Origin of the sequence: Halobiforma nitratireducens JCM 10879 (assembly GCF_000337895.1) — an archaeon.
GTDB lineage: Archaea > Halobacteriota > Halobacteria > Halobacteriales > Natrialbaceae > Natronobacterium > Natronobacterium nitratireducens.
The window spans coordinates 29,835-46,453 of the sequence record NZ_AOMA01000012.1 but is presented as its reverse complement, the minus strand read 5'-3'; the positions used below and the strand labels follow the sequence as shown (position 1 = coordinate 46,453).

The following is a 16,619-nucleotide window of genomic DNA, read 5'->3' as shown; positions in this document are numbered from 1 at the left end:
TCGAGAAATTCGCGGCTCGGGACCTCGTCGACACCGAACTCGCGACGCCGATCTGTCCGGACTGCGAGCGAACCATGGAAAGCGCCGGCCGTGATCAGGGGTACCGCTGCCGGGACTGTGACACGTCGGCCGCGACCAAACGCGAAGTCTCGATCGACCGCGACCTCGAGAGTGGCTGGTACGAGGTCCCCCCGTGTGCACGACGCCACGTCGCGAAACCGCTGGTTCGAGGAGGGTTCGACGCACCGACGCACCCGGAGCGGTGAGCTGACCGGGCCGGCGTTTCGGGTTACGAGCGACGGCGAACGAGGAGTCGAAAAAAGGTAGGTAGTTACTTAGTTACGCGCGTCGCGCGAGCAGTGCCGCGACGACCGCACCCAGAGCGACGATCGCACCCGCCATGCCGAAGCCGGGGATGCCGTCGCCGTCGAGGTCGACGTCGAGGAAGTTCGCCGCTCCCTCGGTGTCCATCTCAGGGAACTCGCGGTCGCCTTCGCCGGGTTCGTAGACCTCGGTGTCGTCGTCGACGAGGCCAGCCTCGGCAAGTTCGTCTTCGTCCAGTTCGTCGTCCGTCTCGATGTCTTCGAGGTAGACGTAGGTGGCGAGATCGCCGTTCTCGTCGTCGCCAACGATCTGGGTGACGACGACGTTGTCGCCGAGCATACCGTCTTCCAGCAGCGACTCGGTGTCCTCGAACTTGGCACCGGCCTCGATCTCGACGGTTTCGCTGTCGAAGTCGACATCGATCTTCGCGATCTCGAGTTCGGTGTCCTCGAGCGTCGAGGCGAAGCTACCCAGTTCGTCGGACTCCTCTTGCATGACGCTCGTCACGGAGGTCACCATCTCCTCGGCGAGGTCGTCCATCCCGACCTCGAACTCGCCGTCGAGGTGGACGTCACCGTCCTCGGTGTAGGCGTTGAACTCGAAGGTGACCTCTTCTTCGCCGACATCGATACCGCGGTCGGCGAGTTCGTCGGTGTAGTCGTCGTAGTTTTCGCTGTCGCCCGTGGCCGTTGCCTCGAGTTCGAGACGCTGATCGTCGGTGAACCCGACGGTCGCGTCCCACTCGAACGTCGACCGGAGGTCCGCGGCCTGCTGGGCTTCGAACATGTCGTCGAAGTCCTCGAACTCGTCTTCGAACAGGTCTGCCTGTTCGTCCTCGAGCGAGGCTTCGCTAACGTCCATCATCGCTTCCATCACCGGAGCGTAGTCGTTGATAACGACCTCCCAACTCGCGTCGATCTCGTCGCCCGAGTTCATCTCGAACTCGACGGTTTCGATCTCGATCTCGGTGATCTGGGCGGCGATCTCTTCGGCTTCTTCCTCGGAGATGTCGGTGGCCGAATCGTCGACGAGTTCTTCGACGACGGCGTCTTCGAGGCCGTCCTGGATACCCTCGTAGGTGATCGTATAGTCGAGTTCCTTCCAGTAGGAAGTCTCGTCTTGCTGTTCGAACTCGTGGTGGTGGATCTCGATCGTGACTTCACCGCCGAGTTCGTCGGCCATCTCGGCGTACTCCTCTTCGAGGCTCGCTTCGGCTTTCGCTTCGGTCTCCCAGTCCTCGACCGGGTCAGCGAACATCGAGTCCATGGTCATCTCGCGTTCGCTGACCTCGAGTTCGTAGCCGCCGTCGGTCTCGGAGAGGTCGAACGAGAACGCTTCGTCGGGCGAGTCGGCCATGGCTCCGTCACCGAAGTCGACGTGGAACTCGCCGGACGTACTGAACGTGTCGGGGCCGACCTCGACGTCACCGGAGGTACCCGCAGAGTCGAACAGTTGTTGCTGCTGGGCCTGGGCCTGCGTCGCACCAGCCGTCGACACCTGCTGGATACCGCCGTCCTCGCCGCCGATCAACGCGTAGATGTCGGCTTCGAACTCGCTGTTCTCGGCGGTCTGCTCGCCGACGATTTCGACGTCGAGCTCCTCGAGTTCGGGCGGCTGGTCCATCGTGAGGAAGCCGTCAGCGGCGAAGGCGTCCTCCTCGAGGGCGGCGCTCATTCCGCCTTCGATGTCCTCGTCGCCGTCGTTTTCGCCGGCGATGAGAACGTGGGCGATTCCTTCGCCGAGGTCAGCACCGAGGGTAAATTCGTCGATATCGTCGTCACCGTCCTCGGTGTAAACGAGCACGCCGCTGCCGTCGTCCTCGAGGTAGAGTTCGTCGGCCGGGTCAAGGACGTGTTCGACGTCGTCAATGTCGGCGTACGACTCGACGTCGTGTGCCGGGTCGTCGTTGGTATCCGTCGCCGATACTGCATGGACCCCACCTACCGCGAGCATCGAGAGACAGACGAGCACGGCGAGTGCCACTGCCATCGATCTCGTCCCGCGGATGGTTGCGGTCGTAGTTTGTCCCGTTAAAGAGAGCATACGGAGCCCTGTTCTCACCGCATACATATAAATATACGAACTCCATTATCCAAAGTAGAATACACGCTAGCGATTGGAAAATACTATAGCTATTGGGCGACTCGGGGGAGTGGGCCGAGAGAACGAACGATATACTCAGGGAACTGCGACGCCGTGGCGTGTGAGGTACTCGCTCGCTTCCTTGATCTCGATGGGGCTACCGATGATACGGTAATGGGCCTCTCCTTCCTCGAATACTGTCACGGTAAACTGGTCATGGTCGTCCAGCGATTGCTCGAGGCCCTCGAGTGCCTCCCGCTGGAGAACGATCTGTGTACTGTCGCGCAGCCGCGCCGGGTCTGGCATTCGTCTATTCGGGTTTTTATCGCCCGAGGTTTAGTCGTATCGAAGTCGGTCGCCATCGGAGGATTCCACGGACCGCGGCGATGGGCTGTCGGAGAGCAAAGCCGGCTCGTGAAGTGCTACGTACTCCATTGATTTCTCAACAGAAGTCCGTGATAAATATTTCGTCAGACAATCATCTGTGAAAAAGACAGTCACAGGTATTTGCTATCTCGTGTCATGGACGAGCGTGGGTCACGACCACGCCCGCTAACCATGAGCAGCAACCGAAATCACCGACCGGGAGCGGAATCGCACGGCGATGACACTGACGACGGGACAGAACGGTACAGGTACGAAGACGCGAGACCACTGGACGAGCAGACGTTCGAGGGCGAATCGATCGACCGGCGGACGTTCCTCGGGGTCGCTGCTGCGACCGGCGCAGCGCTTACACTCCCCGGTGCCGCCGCTGCCGAGGTAACCGGCGAACCGGTAACCGACGAGTACGAATTCGTCGTCAACCACACCCCCGACGACTACGAGGCGGCGACCGTCATCGAGTTCACGGACGTGGCTGCACTCGAGGCTTTCGCCGAGGAGTACGAGGAAGAGCCGGACCCCGGCCTCGAGCGGCCGCCGAAAGCCGTGACGCGGGAGACGCCGACGCTGGCGGCACACGCACACCTCACTGCCGAGGAAGTCGACGAGGTCCTCGAGATGGGCGGTATCGAGTATATGGACTTCTCTCCGGGAGCGAACCCCTGGTGGAAACTCGACGGGTCGTACGAGGACGGCGTCTTCCCGCCGGTCGAGGAAGCCAGGAACTACCTCTCCTACCAAGAGACGGTCCAGGCGCTCGATCACCTCGAATCACACGAACCCGACCGTGTCCGTGTGACATCGATCGGCCACTCCCCAGGATGGAACAACCAGCTCACGGGTGACGATCCGGACCCGCGGGACATCTACGTTGCCGAGGTCACGAAAGACGTCCGCGACGAGGACTCGTTTGCGCAGAAGAACAAGGTCGTCTTCTCGCTCAACATCCACGGCGACGAACGAGCAGGGACGGAGATCGGCTGTCGACTCATCGAAGAAATCGCGAAAGGTGAGGCCGACGACTTCGAGCATCTCCTCGAGGACGTGGCCGTTATCTTTCTGTTTACCAACCCGGACGGCTGGGTTTCGCGAAAGCCACAGACGGAGATTCCGTGGGTCGAGGACCACGACACCAACTTCCAGCGAGGGAACGCGAGTTACGTCCCCGACCTCGACGTCGGGGGAGAGGTGCCGTCACCGGTCGACACCAACCGCCAGTATCCGACGATGGGCTGGACGAATCCGGCGTTCTGGCCGGCCGAACCGAAGGACGCGCCCGACGTTCGACCCGGCTACGAGGAGTTGGGACTTGGCTACGAAGACGTCGTTCCGGACTCGCTTGCGATCGTCGATCACTTCCGCGAGTACGACAACGTCGAATTCCTCTGTGACTACCACGGGATGTACACCGCGGATCACATGGTGTTCAATCTCGAGACGAACGCGCCCTTCGACCACCAGGGGACCCACGATTTAGACGAGGTCAACGTCAGAATCGGGGAGGGGATGCAAGACGAGTGGGGGAACGTCGACGACATCGCCGACGACATCTCAAAAGCCGGCGAGGAGATGTACGGGGCACCGTTCGTTCCCGGCGGGGAGACGTACGGAGGCCTGTTCGATTGGGGAACGATCTACGACTCGCTCTCCTATCAGATCAGCGGTGGGTTCCTCGGCTGGGCTGGCCAGCCCGAGGCGTTCGGCGGACTGGGCGCGGTCACCGTCGCGCCGGAGGTCGTCCTCTCGAATCACGTCACCGACGCACAAAAGGAGTGGAAGCCGTACTGGTCGCGCCACTACGTCACTGCTTACCGAATCTCGATGCGGGAGTACGCCGAGATGACCGCAGCGGAGACGAACTCCACGGTCGCGACTGACGGCCAGGACACGGCCTACGTCACGTCGAACGACCTCACTCGCAGGTCGGCGGACCTACCCCACACCGACGAGGGCCCGGGCCGTGTCGACGGACCAGGACAGGACCGAGCGACCGAAGTCCGACGCCGTCACGACGTCGTACAGCCCGGTCCCGACGGCCCCTCGAGCGTGAGCACGGCGGCGACCGACGCCTCGCACTCGCTTTTCGTCCACCTCCACGGTGTCCGCGAGGGGACGAGCGGGGTGATCCGACTGAAAAATCCTGCCGGTAACGTCGTCGAAGAGATCGACCTCGCTGCGAAGGCGGACCCAGCCGACCACACGGCTCGAAAACACGACTTCGAGGAGTTCTTCGTTCGCAGGCCACAGCCAGGTGAGTGGGAGATCGAAGTCAGCGACGCCGATACCGACGTGCTGGTCGACGTGACGACGCTCGAGACGGAAGGCGAGATTCCCGATCCCGAAGCCGTGCTCGGGTACGAACAGCGGGAGTACGTCGTCAACCCGCTGCGGTTCTTCGCCGATCTCGAGCCGTACGTCGAGGACGGCGCGATGGACAGGATGGGCGTCCACCACGTCAGTCGGGGCCGCCTGTTGCGGGGGAACTCCGGACAGCGCCACTACGACAAACTCGTCGTCTCGCACGACGACGGGATCGACGACCACCGGTACGTCGCGGCAATCGAGGAGTTCGTCGAAGCCGGCGGCGATCTCGTCTTGACAGACACGGGTGTGAACCTGCTCGGTGAACTCGAAGTCGGCGAGGCGGCGGCGATCGACGCGGGCGATATCGAGACGACCGACGTCATGTTCGCGACTCTCGAGGACAGGAGCTTCGACAACCCGCTGTTGGCGGCGATTCGACCCCGGCAACAGGAGCTCTGGAAGGGGTCACAGCTCGGCTACACGTCCGGCGTCGACCAGCCGGCGACGGTCGTCGACCGGGAGGCGTTCGAGGCGGCCGGTGGCGAGACAGCGGGGACGATCGCCGGCGGCGTCGGTGCCGGGATGCTCGCGGCCAGCGGTTCCGAGATCAACGTCCTCGGCTCGGTGCTACCGCCCGCTCGGCAGACCGAGCTCCACCCGTTCGGGATGGCCGACTACGCGGTGTCGTTTATGGGGCACACGCTCATCTGTAACGCGCTCGGCTTCGAGCAGCGACGGTACGTCGACGGGGAACTCGTCGGGACGTGGGGGGAGATTCGATAGTCCCGGATCGCGGTTCTTCGCAGCACTTCGCGGCCCTTCGCGGCCCTTCGCGGCTCCTCGCAGTTACTCCCGAAATCAGCGTTTGTCGCCGCAACCGGGCGTTCGCGACACCGGTGACGATCGGTCAGGCGGGCGGATGGGCTCGAGCGACGAGACCGACGTGTGATTCTCGAAAGTGTTTTTCGGCGCGGGCGGTTGGATACTGACAAATGGGGCTCGAGGAGGAGATCAAGGAGATCGAAGAAGAAATCGCCAACACGCCCTACAACAAGTCCACGGAGGCCCACATCGGTCGGCTCAAATCGAAGCTCGCGGACAAGAAAGAGCAACTCGAGAAACAGCAATCGGGGTCGGGCGGTGGTGGTGGGTATTCAGTCGAGAAACACGGCGACGCGACGGTCGCGCTGGTCGGCTTCCCGAGCGTCGGCAAGTCGTCGCTGCTGAACTCGCTAACCAACGCCGAGAGCGAGACGGGCTCTTACGAGTTCACGACGCTCGATGTCAACCCCGGCATGTTGAACCACCGCGGGGCGAACATCCAGATGCTCGATGTCCCTGGGCTGATCGAGGGCGCGGCCTCGGGGAAAGGCGACGGACAGCAGGTACTCGCAGTCGTCCGTAACGCCGACCTGATCGTGTTCGTCCTCTCGGTGTTCGAGATCGAACAGTACGATCGCCTCCAGGAGGAGTTGTACGACATCAACATCCGCGTCGATCAGGAGCCCCCGCGGGTCACCGTCCGCCCCAAACACAAGGACGGCATCAAGATCACCTCGAGCACCGAACAGGGGTTAGACGAGGGGACGATCAAGGACGTGCTGCGCGACCAGGGGTACGTCAACGCCGACCTCAACCTCCAGGAGAGGGTTACCATCGACCGGCTGATCGACGGCCTGATGGAGAACCGCGAGTACATCCCTTCGATCACCTGCGTCAACAAGGTCGACCTCATCGAACCCGACTACAAGGAGACCGTCGACGAGCAGTTGCGCGAACGTGATCTCGATCCCGAGGAAGTGACGTTCATCAGTGCCGAAGCCGAGAAGGGGCTCGAGGCGCTGAAAGACCGGATATGGGAGAACCTCGGTCTCATCCGCGTCTACATGGACAAACCCGGCCGCGGGATCGACTGGGAGGAGCCGCTGGTCATCGAGGAAGGGACGACCGTCGGCGAGGCCGTCGAGAAACTCGGTGGCGAGATGGAAGAGCGGTTCCGGTTCGCCCGCGTGACCGGCCCGAGCGCGGCACACGAACAACAGCAGGTCGGGACCGATCACGTTCTCGAGGACGAGGACGTCCTCAAGCTAATTTTGCGCCGGTAGCCGGTTTCTCTTTCGGTGACCTGGTTCGGAGCTATCGTTCGTCATGTAGCCCTGTATGAAATTCTTCGGAAGAAATACTGCCAACTTACTTGATTGGAACAGGTGGTGCAACGTATGTCCGAATTCGGAGCGTTATCGCTTGTTCCGCCGTTGCTTGCGATCGTGCTGGCGATTATCACTCGGAAAGCAGTGTTGTCGCTGTTTCTCGGTATCTGGTCCGGCGGAATTTTGTACGCCGGTGGCCCGAATCCCCTCGCAGACCCCAGCGGGTGGGCCACCGACGTCGCTGCGTCGTGGTTCGGGCTTGCTCCGACGTTCGACTGGATCGTTGCCGCGATTATCGCCGACGAGGGGTTCCACGCACAGATCCTGATTTTCACGCTCCTGCTTGGCTCCGGCGTCGCCATGATCTGGAATCTCGGCGGGTCCTACGCCGTTCGCGATTGGGCGCTCTCGCGGCTCGAGACACAGCGAGAAGCAGGAACAACTGCCTGGCTACTGGGACTACTGCTGTTCTTCGACGACTACGCGAACACGGCAATCGTTGGGAGCACGATGAAAGACGTCTCCGATCAATTACGGGTTTCGCGGGAGAAACTCGCTTATATCGTCGACTCCACCGCAGCGCCGGTAGCGACGCTCGGTATTTCGTCGTGGGTCGCGTTTCAGCTTGGTCTCATCGCTGATGCCTACGACGATCTCGGACTGGAAGACCACCCCTCGGCGTTCGAGGTGTTTCTGAACTCGATCCCGTTTAATATGTACTCCATTCTCGCAATCGTCATGGTCGGGATCATCGTCGCAACGCGACGCGATTACGGCGAGATGCTCGACGCCGAGCACCGTTCGTGGCGGACCGGGAAAGTCTACCGTGAGGGCGCGCGGCCGATGCAAGACGTCGAGGCCGACCTCGGGGAACCCGCGGCCGACGAGCCCCGACTACTGAGTTTCTTCGGCCCGGTCGCCGTGCTCATCGCCGTCACGATCACCGCCGCGCTGTGGACGGGCTACGAACCAGGAGCAGGCCTGTTCGACATGGTCGTCGACGCCGACTACGCCACGGCACTGATCTACGGTTCGTTCGCGATGGTCGTCTCCGGATTCGTCCTGGGGAAAGTGTACAATATCATCGGCGTCCGCGAAGCGACGGATACGACGATCGACGGCTTCGGGCTCATGCTCACCGCCGTCTCGATCCTCGTGCTCGCGTGGGGAATCGGCGAGGTCGTCGGTGAGGAGGCCCTCGGCACGGGCGAGTTCGTCGCCGGTTTCGTCGGCGAGTTCCTTCCCCCAGAAGTGCTGCCGGTTGTCGTCTTGCTGACGGCGGCGTTTATCGCGTTCTCGACGGGGACCTCCTGGGGAACGATGGCGATTGTGACGCCGATTGCGATCCCCATCGCTTGGTCCCTGACGAACGACCACACAATGGTTGCCGCGACCGTCGGCACGATCTTCTCCGGCGCTATCTTCGGCGATCACACTTCCCCCATCTCGGATACATCGGTACTGTCGTCGACGTTCACCGGTGCCGATCTCATCGACCACGTCAGGACCCAATTCTACTACGCTATCACGGTCGCGGTCGTGGTCATCGCGTTACTCCTCGTCTGGGGAACGACCCGTTGGTCCCCACTGCTTCTTCTGCCCGTCGGCGCACTGTTGCTCGTCGGTCTCGTCTATGCTCTCTCCGAACTCGACGCACACCGTAAAGGCGTCGAGCCAGTTCCCACCGCGGCGGAACAAGAACACACTGGCGGACCCGTGAAACCAGCTGCCGAGGAGAACACGGACACCGACGTGGACGACACCTCGACGGATACACTCCGCTAATCCCCTCGATTAACGACGGATCAGCCGAGTTCCACAGCCTTTTGCGACGTGATTTCCTTTGCGTAGACATGGACGGAACGCTCGACCACACGATGCTCCGCGTCTCCGACCTCGAGGAGTCGCTCGACTGGTACCAGACCCACCTCGAGTACGAGGAGAAGGATCGCTACGAGGGCGACGGGTTCACCATCGTCTACCTCGGACCCGAGGAGATGCACGAAGAAAGCGCGATGCTCGAGCTCACCCACAACGAGGGCGAGGACGTCGAACTCGGCGACGCCTGGGGACACGTTGCGGTCCGCGTTCCCGAAGGCGAACTCGAGGAACACTACGAGCAACTGATGGACGAAGGCGTCGAGGACTACCGCGACCCCGAATCCTGTGGCGGCCGCTACGCGTTCGTGAAAGACCCCGACGGCCACGAGGTCGAGATCGTCCAGCGGGACCATGGCGAGACCTGGTCGCTCGACCACACCATGATCCGCGTCGAGGACGCCGACGAGGCACTTGGCTTCTGGACCCGTAAGTTCGAGTACGACGAGGTCGGCCGTTGGGAGGCCGACACCTTCGCGAACTACTTCGTCGAACCCCGCGAGGCGGCCGACGAGGCAATGTCCGTCGAACTCACCTACAACTACGACGGCCGCACGTACGAGCAGGGCGACGCCTGGGGCCACCTCTGTGTTCGCGTCGACGACCTCGCGGACGACTGGGAGCAGCTCCTTGAACGGGAGGCTCCGGACTACCGCGACCCGGAGAGCAACGACGACATGTACGCGTTCACCACGGATCAGGACGGCCACGAGATCGAACTGCTCGAGCGTGATCCCGAAGCCGTCGAGGCCGAGTCGCTGTTCCCCTTCTAATACTGCCGGACGAACCATTGCACACCGATCGCACTCGAGACGCCGTCGCCTTCCGCGACGGGCGTCGAGACGGATCGGGTGTGTCCCGACTGTTGTCCAGAAGGATAACAGGGGGCGCTCTCCTAATCGAGGGTCGTCACCGTTCCGTCAGGACCGTACGACCGGACGGCCGTCAGTGCCTCGTGAGCGTCGGCACGGCTCTCGTAGCGTTTTGTGCTCTCGAGTAAGGTCGTTCCACGTTCGTCGACGAGACGCCACCCCCACGTCACACCCCGATTGTTGGCACTCCGTTCGACCGTTCCACCGCTCCCGTCTCCGTCCCCGTTCCCGTCAGTTACGTCCCCGCTTTCTTCGTCGGCGTCGACACAGCTAGCGTTATCCCCGGCGGCATCCATCGCGTACAGCTCGAACGTCGGCTCCTCGAGTTCGACGATCCTGGCGGCCTCGAGGAGCGCTCGAGCGTCCTCGAACGCGGCGCGGGCGTCGGTCTTCGAGTCGTTCCCCCGGGCCTCGATTGCGATCGGACGACACTCGCCGTCGAGGAGTCGCCAGCGCCATCCCTCGTCGGAGTCGTCTCCGCGCTCGGTCCCGGGTCCGGTGTCGACGGCAGCGTCGTCCGCGACGAAATCGAACGACGGGCCAGTGACCTGGATCGTTCCGGCCTGTGACGCGAGCCGACGAACGTCGTCGACAGCGTCCGCAATCTCGGTTCTGTCTCTGCGATCCGCCGCGACTGCGAGTCGGTTCCGATCGCGGTCGAGGAACACCCACCGCCAGCCGTCGGCCGGAGCGTGGCTCCCCTCTCCCTCCCGACCCCTCTCAGCACCGTTTCCGTCGGCGTCAACCCCCCCGTCACCGGAGTCGTCGGCACGCTCGGGGCGGATCAGCGGTTCGTCGGCCGCGAAAATCGTGGCGTCCGCGGCGGTGCGCTCGAGTTCTCCGACGGCCCGGCGGGCCGATCCGCGGTCGTCGTAGGCCCTCACGGAGTCGACGATCGGATCGCGGTCACGATCGAGCAGCCGCCAGCGCCACGCGTCACCACACCGGAGTTGTGCGGTCACTGCGCCGGTCGCGTACCCGTGTGCGTCGGCGGCGGTCTCGCGGAGATCGGCCAGATCCGCGCGGAGTTCGTCGCGAGTCGTCCAGTCCTCGCCCGACACAGCGAGCACGTCTCCGGAAGGGCGGACGAACCACCACGACCAATCGCCGTGGGAACGTGGCTGGAAGATCGGCTCGTCCATCGTCACGTGCTCCGCTCCGAGACGCTCTCGAGCGCGTTCCATGGCCGCTCGAGCGTCCTCGCGAGCGGGATACGTCGCCGGTGCTGTGGCGACCCGGCGGCCGGCGCTGTCTATCAGCCGCCATGACCACGCTTCGCCGTTTCGTTCGGTATCGTCCGCGGCGTACAGTTCGAACGCCGCGGTTTCGATCTCGCGTACGTCCGCGTCGGGGGCCTGTTCTTTGAGCGTCACCATCGCCTCGGCGGCGTCGCTCCGGGAGTCGTGGTCCGCGCCGCTGTCGGCGAGAACACGACCTCGCTCGTCGAGGAGTCGCCAGCGCCACTCTCCCGCGTCGCTCTCGTAGACGCGGAAGGCTGCGTTCTCGAACTCGATCACCGCCGCCTTGCCGGCCTGTGTCCGGATTCGCTCGATCACTCGCTGGGCTATCTCGGCGTCCGCGTAGGCTCGAGGACTGGCGGCGATCACCTCGCGCTCGTCGGTGACGAGTCGCCAGCGCCACCCGTCGGACGTCCCCTCGCGGACACTGCTCGATGTATTTCGACTGCGTTCCGACGGCGCTCCGTACTCAGCCGGTTCGTCACCCTCGAGTCCAGCGCCGTCCGTCATCGTCCCCTCCGTTTCGGCTTCGAGATCGGCTCGAGTCTGACCGTCGGCTCCGGCCTTCGCCCCGTCTCCACCACCAGCGTCGAAGCCGCCAGCCGCGTCGCTGTCGACGGTCGGTCCCGTCGCGCCGACTCCCGCTCGGTCGAGCGGGCCGCTCGTCCCCGTCGGAACGTCGCAGTCGGTCGCCGGATACACTTCGTAGGCGGCACCTTCGACCTCCCGTACGTCGGCCGCCGGTGCGCCCTCCGCGAACTGCTCGACCGCCCGTTCGGCGGCCGCCTCGGAGCTCTCGGCGGGCGCTCGAGCGACGACGCGACCGGTCGCGTCGACGAGCCGCCAGCGCCACCCGTCCTCGGTCCGATACCGCTCGTAGGCGGGCCGACCGGCGACCGTCACGGCCGCTTCCTCGAGTTCCGACAGGACCGTCGTGGCGGCACGCTCGGCTCGATCTCGTGTCTCGAAGTCGGTCCTCGCGTCGGCGATCACGTCGGTGCCGTCGACGAGCCGCCAGGACCAGCAGCCGGTCTCGCTTTCCAAATCATCCTCGTTGTCCTCGCCGTTCGAGTCCTCCCCACCGTTCGAGCCCTCCTCACCACCCGAGCCGTCTCGAGTCGCGGTCCCGTCTCCCGTCGTCGCTCCCTCTGTCGGCTCCTGGCCTCGGTCACGTCGTTTCTGCCGTCCCCGTTCGTAGAGTTCGACAGCGAGCCGCTCGGCCTCGAGAAGACGTGCAGAGACGACCTCGTCGGCGAATCGTTCGGCCGCGTCCGCGGCGTCGGTCCGGGTCTCGTAGCCGTCCGTGCTCGTGACGATCGGCTCCCGACCCTCGTCGACGAGTTGCCAGTGCCAGCCGTCGGGGTGTTGCGCGATCGAGAACGCGGCCCGCTCGACGTCGATACAGTCGGCGTCGGGGCCACGGTCCTGTAACACGCTCGCCGCTTCGATCGCGTCGCCACGCTGGTCGTGATCGACGGCGTTCGTCCCGACACACCGTCCGTCCGCCCGCACGAAGTCCCACTGCCAGTTGCCGTCTCGATCCTCGTAGACCCGGACGACTGATTCGTCCGCTGGCACTTCCCTGATCCGGGCGGTTGCGATCGCTTCCCGGATTCGTTCGACGCGCTCGCTCGCTGTCGCCCGCGTCGACGGGTGGGACGCTCCTTCGCCGACCGCCTCGAGGTGGAACAGCCGCCAGCCCCAGTCGTCGCCGTCCCGGAAGAGAGCGATTTCGACGCCTTCTCCGGCAGTTCCGTCGGTGAGCAGGGACGGTCTCGCGACCGCACCGTCGGAAGCGTCGTCTCTTCGAGCCGGGTCGGCAGTGTTTCCGACTCCATCGCCGTCGAATCGTCCGTTTCGCTTCGCGAGGGCGAACACCGCAGCCCCGACGCTCGCGAACAGCACGACGCCGATCAGCACTGCGACCCCGACTGAGACCTCCAGTCCTTGCTCGCCCCACTGGATGCCGGCGACAGTCCCGCTCGATGTGATCGCGACCGTCGAACTGGCCGGACCCGGTGGGAACAACGAGAACGACTCTCGGCGGCCGGACCGCGGAACTGACATGCGTATCAGTCCCGAAGCCCCGGCGAACCCATAAGAATGCGCGACGTATCCGGACGACTCGAGCGCCGGTCCGGAGACGGCGTCGGCTCGCGTTTTCGGTCGTTCCGTCGACGCTCCGCCCCGCAGTGTGTGACGGGGGATACGCGCCGCGTACGGTTCGAGCAAAGAACGTGCGGTGGTCGCGGACGGTTCCGGAACGCGGACGTCCATCCAGTAGTCCGCCACTGCTCCCGTTACGGGAGGAATACAGCCGGTCACATGCTGACGGGAGCCGGATAATTACACGACAACGAGAATCCAGGCACACACGAAACGGGCTCCCGTGTCTTCTTCCGACGAGAGAGAAAGAAACACGACGATACCCGAGGTGTTCCGACAAGAGAGAAAGAAACACGATGATACCCGAGGTGTGGGGGAGTGGATTTCGTGTGCTTTCAGGTAACGGGAGCCTTGGACATCGAGGGTGGGGGAGTAGATTTCGTGTGCTTTCGCCACTGGTTTCCGCACCGGTACCCCGACTGGCCGACAATACCAGGAATCGCCGAGCAGTATCGTGGGATCAGCGTCCTCTCGACCGGAATACTGAGCGAACTGCCCCGCCGGTGTATCGCGCTCAAAACACACCACAGGTCCCAGAGTGGAACAGTACTCCGCGTCAGTCCGCCGTCTGAACGATATCCTCCCGCGTCTCGAGAACGATCGACGGGTCGAGGTCGAGTTCGTACTCGTAGTACTGACCGCCGCTGAGTCCCTTGTTCCGTTCGTGGCGGACCAGAAAGCCCAGCATGTGCAGGTCCGACAGGTGATCCTGAATGCTCTTGAGCGTCGTCAGCGGCGTCGCACCGTAGGCGTCCGCGACGCGTTCGTACCCCTCCTGAATCTCCTTCGAACGGGCCGGCACGTCCCCTCGCTCCTCGAGTTTGGCGATCGTCTCGAGGATGTACTGTGCGTGTTCGGTCTGGTCACGAATCTTGTTCCGGAGGCGACCGCGCTGGACGAGCGTGCGAGCGTCTTCGATGTGGGCGTCGTCGACGACCTCGTCGCCTTCGCGTTCGGCGACTTCGGCACCGACCCGCAGGAGGTCGATCGCCTGCCGTGCGTTCCCCATGTCCTGAGCGGACAGCGCCGCGGCTTTCGCGATGGCGGAGTCGTCACAGGCACCGTCGACGAAGGCTCGATCGGCCCGGTCCCGAAGGATCGTCCGGAGCTCGCCGGCGTCGTACGGGCTGAACGAAATCTCGGTTTCCATGAGGGTGTCTTTGACCTTCGCGGACAGCGACTGCCGGAACGTGTAGTTGTTGCTGATACCGATGATTCCCACCAGCGAGTCCGTGATGTGGCCGTTCGAACGCGCTCGCGGGAGTTCGTACAGCAGCGTGTCGACGTCGTCTAGGTGATCGATTTCGTCGAAGACGATCAGATGCGTTCCACCGAGTCGATCGAGTTGTGCGTAGAGTTCGTCGAACGCGTCACCGGTCCCGAGCCCCCGTTTCGGGAACGGGCTCGCATCCGGCGACAAGAGGTCGTTGACGAGTCGGCGGACGACCATAAACAGCGTCTTCCCGTTGCAGTTGATCTCGTGAACGTGGAGGTCGTCGGCCGCCTCGCGAACCTCGACTTCCGACTCCAACTCCTCCATCATGTACTTCGTCACTGCGGTTTTCCCGAGACCGGCTTTGCCGTAGAGGAAGATGTTCTCGGGTTCGCGGCCGAACAGCACGTCCTGAAGCGCGTGACTGAACGCCTCGATCTCCTCGTCACGCTCGAGAATCTCTTCGGGCTGATAGCTCTCGCTGAGTACCGATTTGTCGGCGAAGATCGTATCCGTAAGATCGCTAAACGGACCAGACATTCGGTACGTCCGACCAGTTACTACTATAACTTAAAACCTCTTTTCGTCTGTTTTGTTTGTTTCAATTCGCTATAGTTATATTCAGCTTTCAGGTTACCCAGTTGGGACTCTTAGCCACGTTCGTGCCTGGTAGCACACGAAATCTACTCTCGTTTGACCGGCGAGATGTCCGTCCTCGGGAAAGCACACGAAATCCACTCTCACACTCGAACCTCGTTTCCCATACTCGAATCTCCGGCCGCCTATTCGGCTCTCCCGAACTCACTCGTTCGGTCACTGACTCCACTCGAGGGAAGGAGAAAAACGGGTCCCGTCTTCTCCCAGAGCTCAGGAACTCCGGTGACCACCACGGGCCGGGACGGCTGACACTCGGAAAGCACACGAAATCCACTCTCCCACTCGTGCTCTGGTCGGACCGTCGTGAGTCCCATCCCAACCCGGACGCGGTGAAGAAGTCGTGAAACACTATTCGACAGGCCTTTCGAACCGTTCTGTCCCTCACTTCTCCTCGTCAACGGATTCTCGTGGCGGATCGTCGGCCGACGCGCTCGAGACATCCTCGAGCGACTCGTCGGCAACTCGTCCCGCCGAGTCCGGTGTCGGCGGTTCCGGCGGCTCGAACGCTGCAACGAGTACCCGGCCGGGCCGCGTCTCCTGCAGTTCTTCGAGAGTTCGACGTGAGCGAGTGCCCAGTGCGATCAGGGTTGCGGCGACGAGATGCACCGCGAACGTAGCCGTCGTCAGCGACGATGCGAAGCCACTGTACACCACAGAAACCGCGACGACCGGCAGCAGCACCCACGACACGGCTGCAATCGGCCGAGACCGGACTCCTTTTGCGAGGCTGCCCACGGCAGCGGCCACCACGGATCTCGGACCCCCTCGCTCGAGGGCGGCAATGATCCGGTCGAGAACGGCGATTATCGGGCCGACGGTCCAGGTCTCCCGGAGATCGATCACGATGGCGTCCGACTCGGGCTCGGTCGTGAGCCACTGGGACAGAAACGATGCGAGCACGTACCGGCGCAGCGTTCGCCCGGCGGAAACGACGCGTGACCGGGACGCGGCGATTCGTCCCGTTTCGCTTACCGACCGGCCGCACCTCACGGCTCGGGACTCCGAAACGCTGGTATCGAATTTCCCTCGCGGCACGTCCCCTGACTCCCTGGCAGCCGCTCGATCGGTCGGCGCTTGCTCTGTCCTCGTCGACTCGTCGGGCTCCACCGCCCTCGACGCGGCCGCCGCGAGCGATATCGCCCGTGACCGCTGGAACGCAGTCCGGCCTCGAGCGAGCAGCTCACCGACCGTTCGAACCGCCGTCGATCGTTCCCGTGCGTGCTCGAGCATGCTGGTGTATTGTGCGGCGTCAGCCGACGTGTAAGGCTGCAACGGTGCCTTTCCCTCGACGACATCGATCCGAACTCGAGGGCAATTCGGTCGCCGTTTCGCATCGAATCTCCGCGAAACT

General features: G+C 63.4%; 9 protein-coding genes and 1 pseudogene. 5 read left to right on the top strand and 5 right to left on the bottom strand.

Annotated elements, in window-relative coordinates; translation table 11 throughout:
- Positions 1-266: pseudogene (locus C446_RS01840) on the top strand (tRNA(Ile2) 2-agmatinylcytidine synthetase); the annotation flags it as partial.
- A gap of 73 nt (positions 267-339) precedes the next feature.
- On the opposite strand, the gene C446_RS01835 reads toward C446_RS01840, so the two are convergent.
- Both C446_RS01835 and C446_RS01830 read right to left on the bottom strand, forming a co-directional pair.
- Positions 340-2,313 (bottom strand): hypothetical protein, encoded by a 1,974-nt coding sequence (locus C446_RS01835; RefSeq protein WP_006671346.1) that lies wholly within the window; start codon positions 2,311-2,313, stop codon positions 340-342.
- Positions 2,314-2,502: 189 nt separating this feature from the next.
- Positions 2,503-2,712, bottom strand: a complete 210-nt coding sequence (locus C446_RS01830; RefSeq protein WP_006671345.1) for a VNG_1110C family protein — start codon at positions 2,710-2,712, stop codon at positions 2,503-2,505.
- Between the two features lie 252 nt (positions 2,713-2,964).
- On the opposite strand from C446_RS01830, the gene C446_RS01825 reads away from it, so the two are divergent.
- From C446_RS01825 to C446_RS01810, 4 genes are all read left to right on the top strand, one after another.
- Positions 2,965-5,877, top strand: a complete 2,913-nt coding sequence (locus C446_RS01825; protein ID WP_006671344.1) for a M14 family zinc carboxypeptidase — start codon at positions 2,965-2,967, stop codon at positions 5,875-5,877.
- Positions 5,878-6,086: 209 nt separating this feature from the next.
- A complete protein-coding gene (locus C446_RS01820; RefSeq protein WP_006671343.1) occupies positions 6,087-7,199 on the top strand; it encodes an OBG GTPase family GTP-binding protein in 1,113 nt (370 codons plus the stop codon).
- A gap of 114 nt (positions 7,200-7,313) precedes the next feature.
- Positions 7,314-9,029 carry a Na+/H+ antiporter NhaC family protein gene (locus tag C446_RS01815; RefSeq protein ID WP_006671342.1) on the top strand — a complete coding sequence of 572 codons (1,716 nt, stop codon included), beginning with the start codon at positions 7,314-7,316 and terminating at the stop codon, positions 9,027-9,029.
- Positions 9,030-9,097: 68 nt separating this feature from the next.
- Positions 9,098-9,895, top strand: coding sequence for a VOC family protein (locus C446_RS01810; protein ID WP_006671341.1), 798 nt, complete (start codon positions 9,098-9,100; stop codon positions 9,893-9,895).
- Between the two features lie 122 nt (positions 9,896-10,017).
- Here C446_RS01810 and C446_RS01805 read toward each other — a convergent pair whose 3' ends face one another.
- From C446_RS01805 to C446_RS01795, 3 genes are all read right to left on the bottom strand, one after another.
- Positions 10,018-13,299 carry a YegP family protein gene (locus C446_RS01805; RefSeq protein ID WP_160162949.1) on the bottom strand — a complete coding sequence of 1,094 codons (3,282 nt, stop codon included), beginning with the start codon at positions 13,297-13,299 and terminating at the stop codon, positions 10,018-10,020.
- Positions 13,300-13,954: 655 nt separating this feature from the next.
- On the bottom strand, positions 13,955-15,151 hold the full coding sequence (locus tag C446_RS01800; RefSeq protein ID WP_006671339.1) for an orc1/cdc6 family replication initiation protein: 1,197 nt from the start codon (positions 15,149-15,151) through the stop codon (positions 13,955-13,957).
- 498 nt (positions 15,152-15,649) lie between these two features.
- Positions 15,650-16,498: a hypothetical protein gene (locus C446_RS01795; protein ID WP_006671338.1), complete on the bottom strand. Its 849-nt coding sequence runs from the start codon at positions 16,496-16,498 to the stop codon at positions 15,650-15,652.
- Between the last annotated feature and the right edge of the window lie 121 nt (positions 16,499-16,619).

Bases quoted from the DNA above. Each gene is read 5' to 3' on its own strand.
- C446_RS01805 (WP_160162949.1), bottom strand. From the start codon at position 13,299: ATGTCAGTTCCGCGGTCCGGCCGCCGAGAGTCGTTCTCGTTGTTCCCA.
- C446_RS01820 (WP_006671343.1), top strand. From the start codon at position 6,087: ATGGGGCTCGAGGAGGAGATCAAGGAGATCGAAGAAGAAATCGCCAAC.
- C446_RS01800 (WP_006671339.1), bottom strand. From the start codon at position 15,151: ATGTCTGGTCCGTTTAGCGATCTTACGGATACGATCTTCGCCGACAAA.
- C446_RS01830 (WP_006671345.1), bottom strand. From the start codon at position 2,712: ATGCCAGACCCGGCGCGGCTGCGCGACAGTACACAGATCGTTCTCCAG.
- C446_RS01835 (WP_006671346.1), bottom strand. From the start codon at position 2,313: ATGGCAGTGGCACTCGCCGTGCTCGTCTGTCTCTCGATGCTCGCGGTA.
- C446_RS01825 (WP_006671344.1), top strand. From the start codon at position 2,965: ATGAGCAGCAACCGAAATCACCGACCGGGAGCGGAATCGCACGGCGAT.
- C446_RS01815 (WP_006671342.1), top strand. From the start codon at position 7,314: ATGTCCGAATTCGGAGCGTTATCGCTTGTTCCGCCGTTGCTTGCGATC.
- C446_RS01795 (WP_006671338.1), bottom strand. From the start codon at position 16,498: ATGCTCGAGCACGCACGGGAACGATCGACGGCGGTTCGAACGGTCGGT.
- C446_RS01810 (WP_006671341.1), top strand. From the start codon at position 9,098: ATGGACGGAACGCTCGACCACACGATGCTCCGCGTCTCCGACCTCGAG.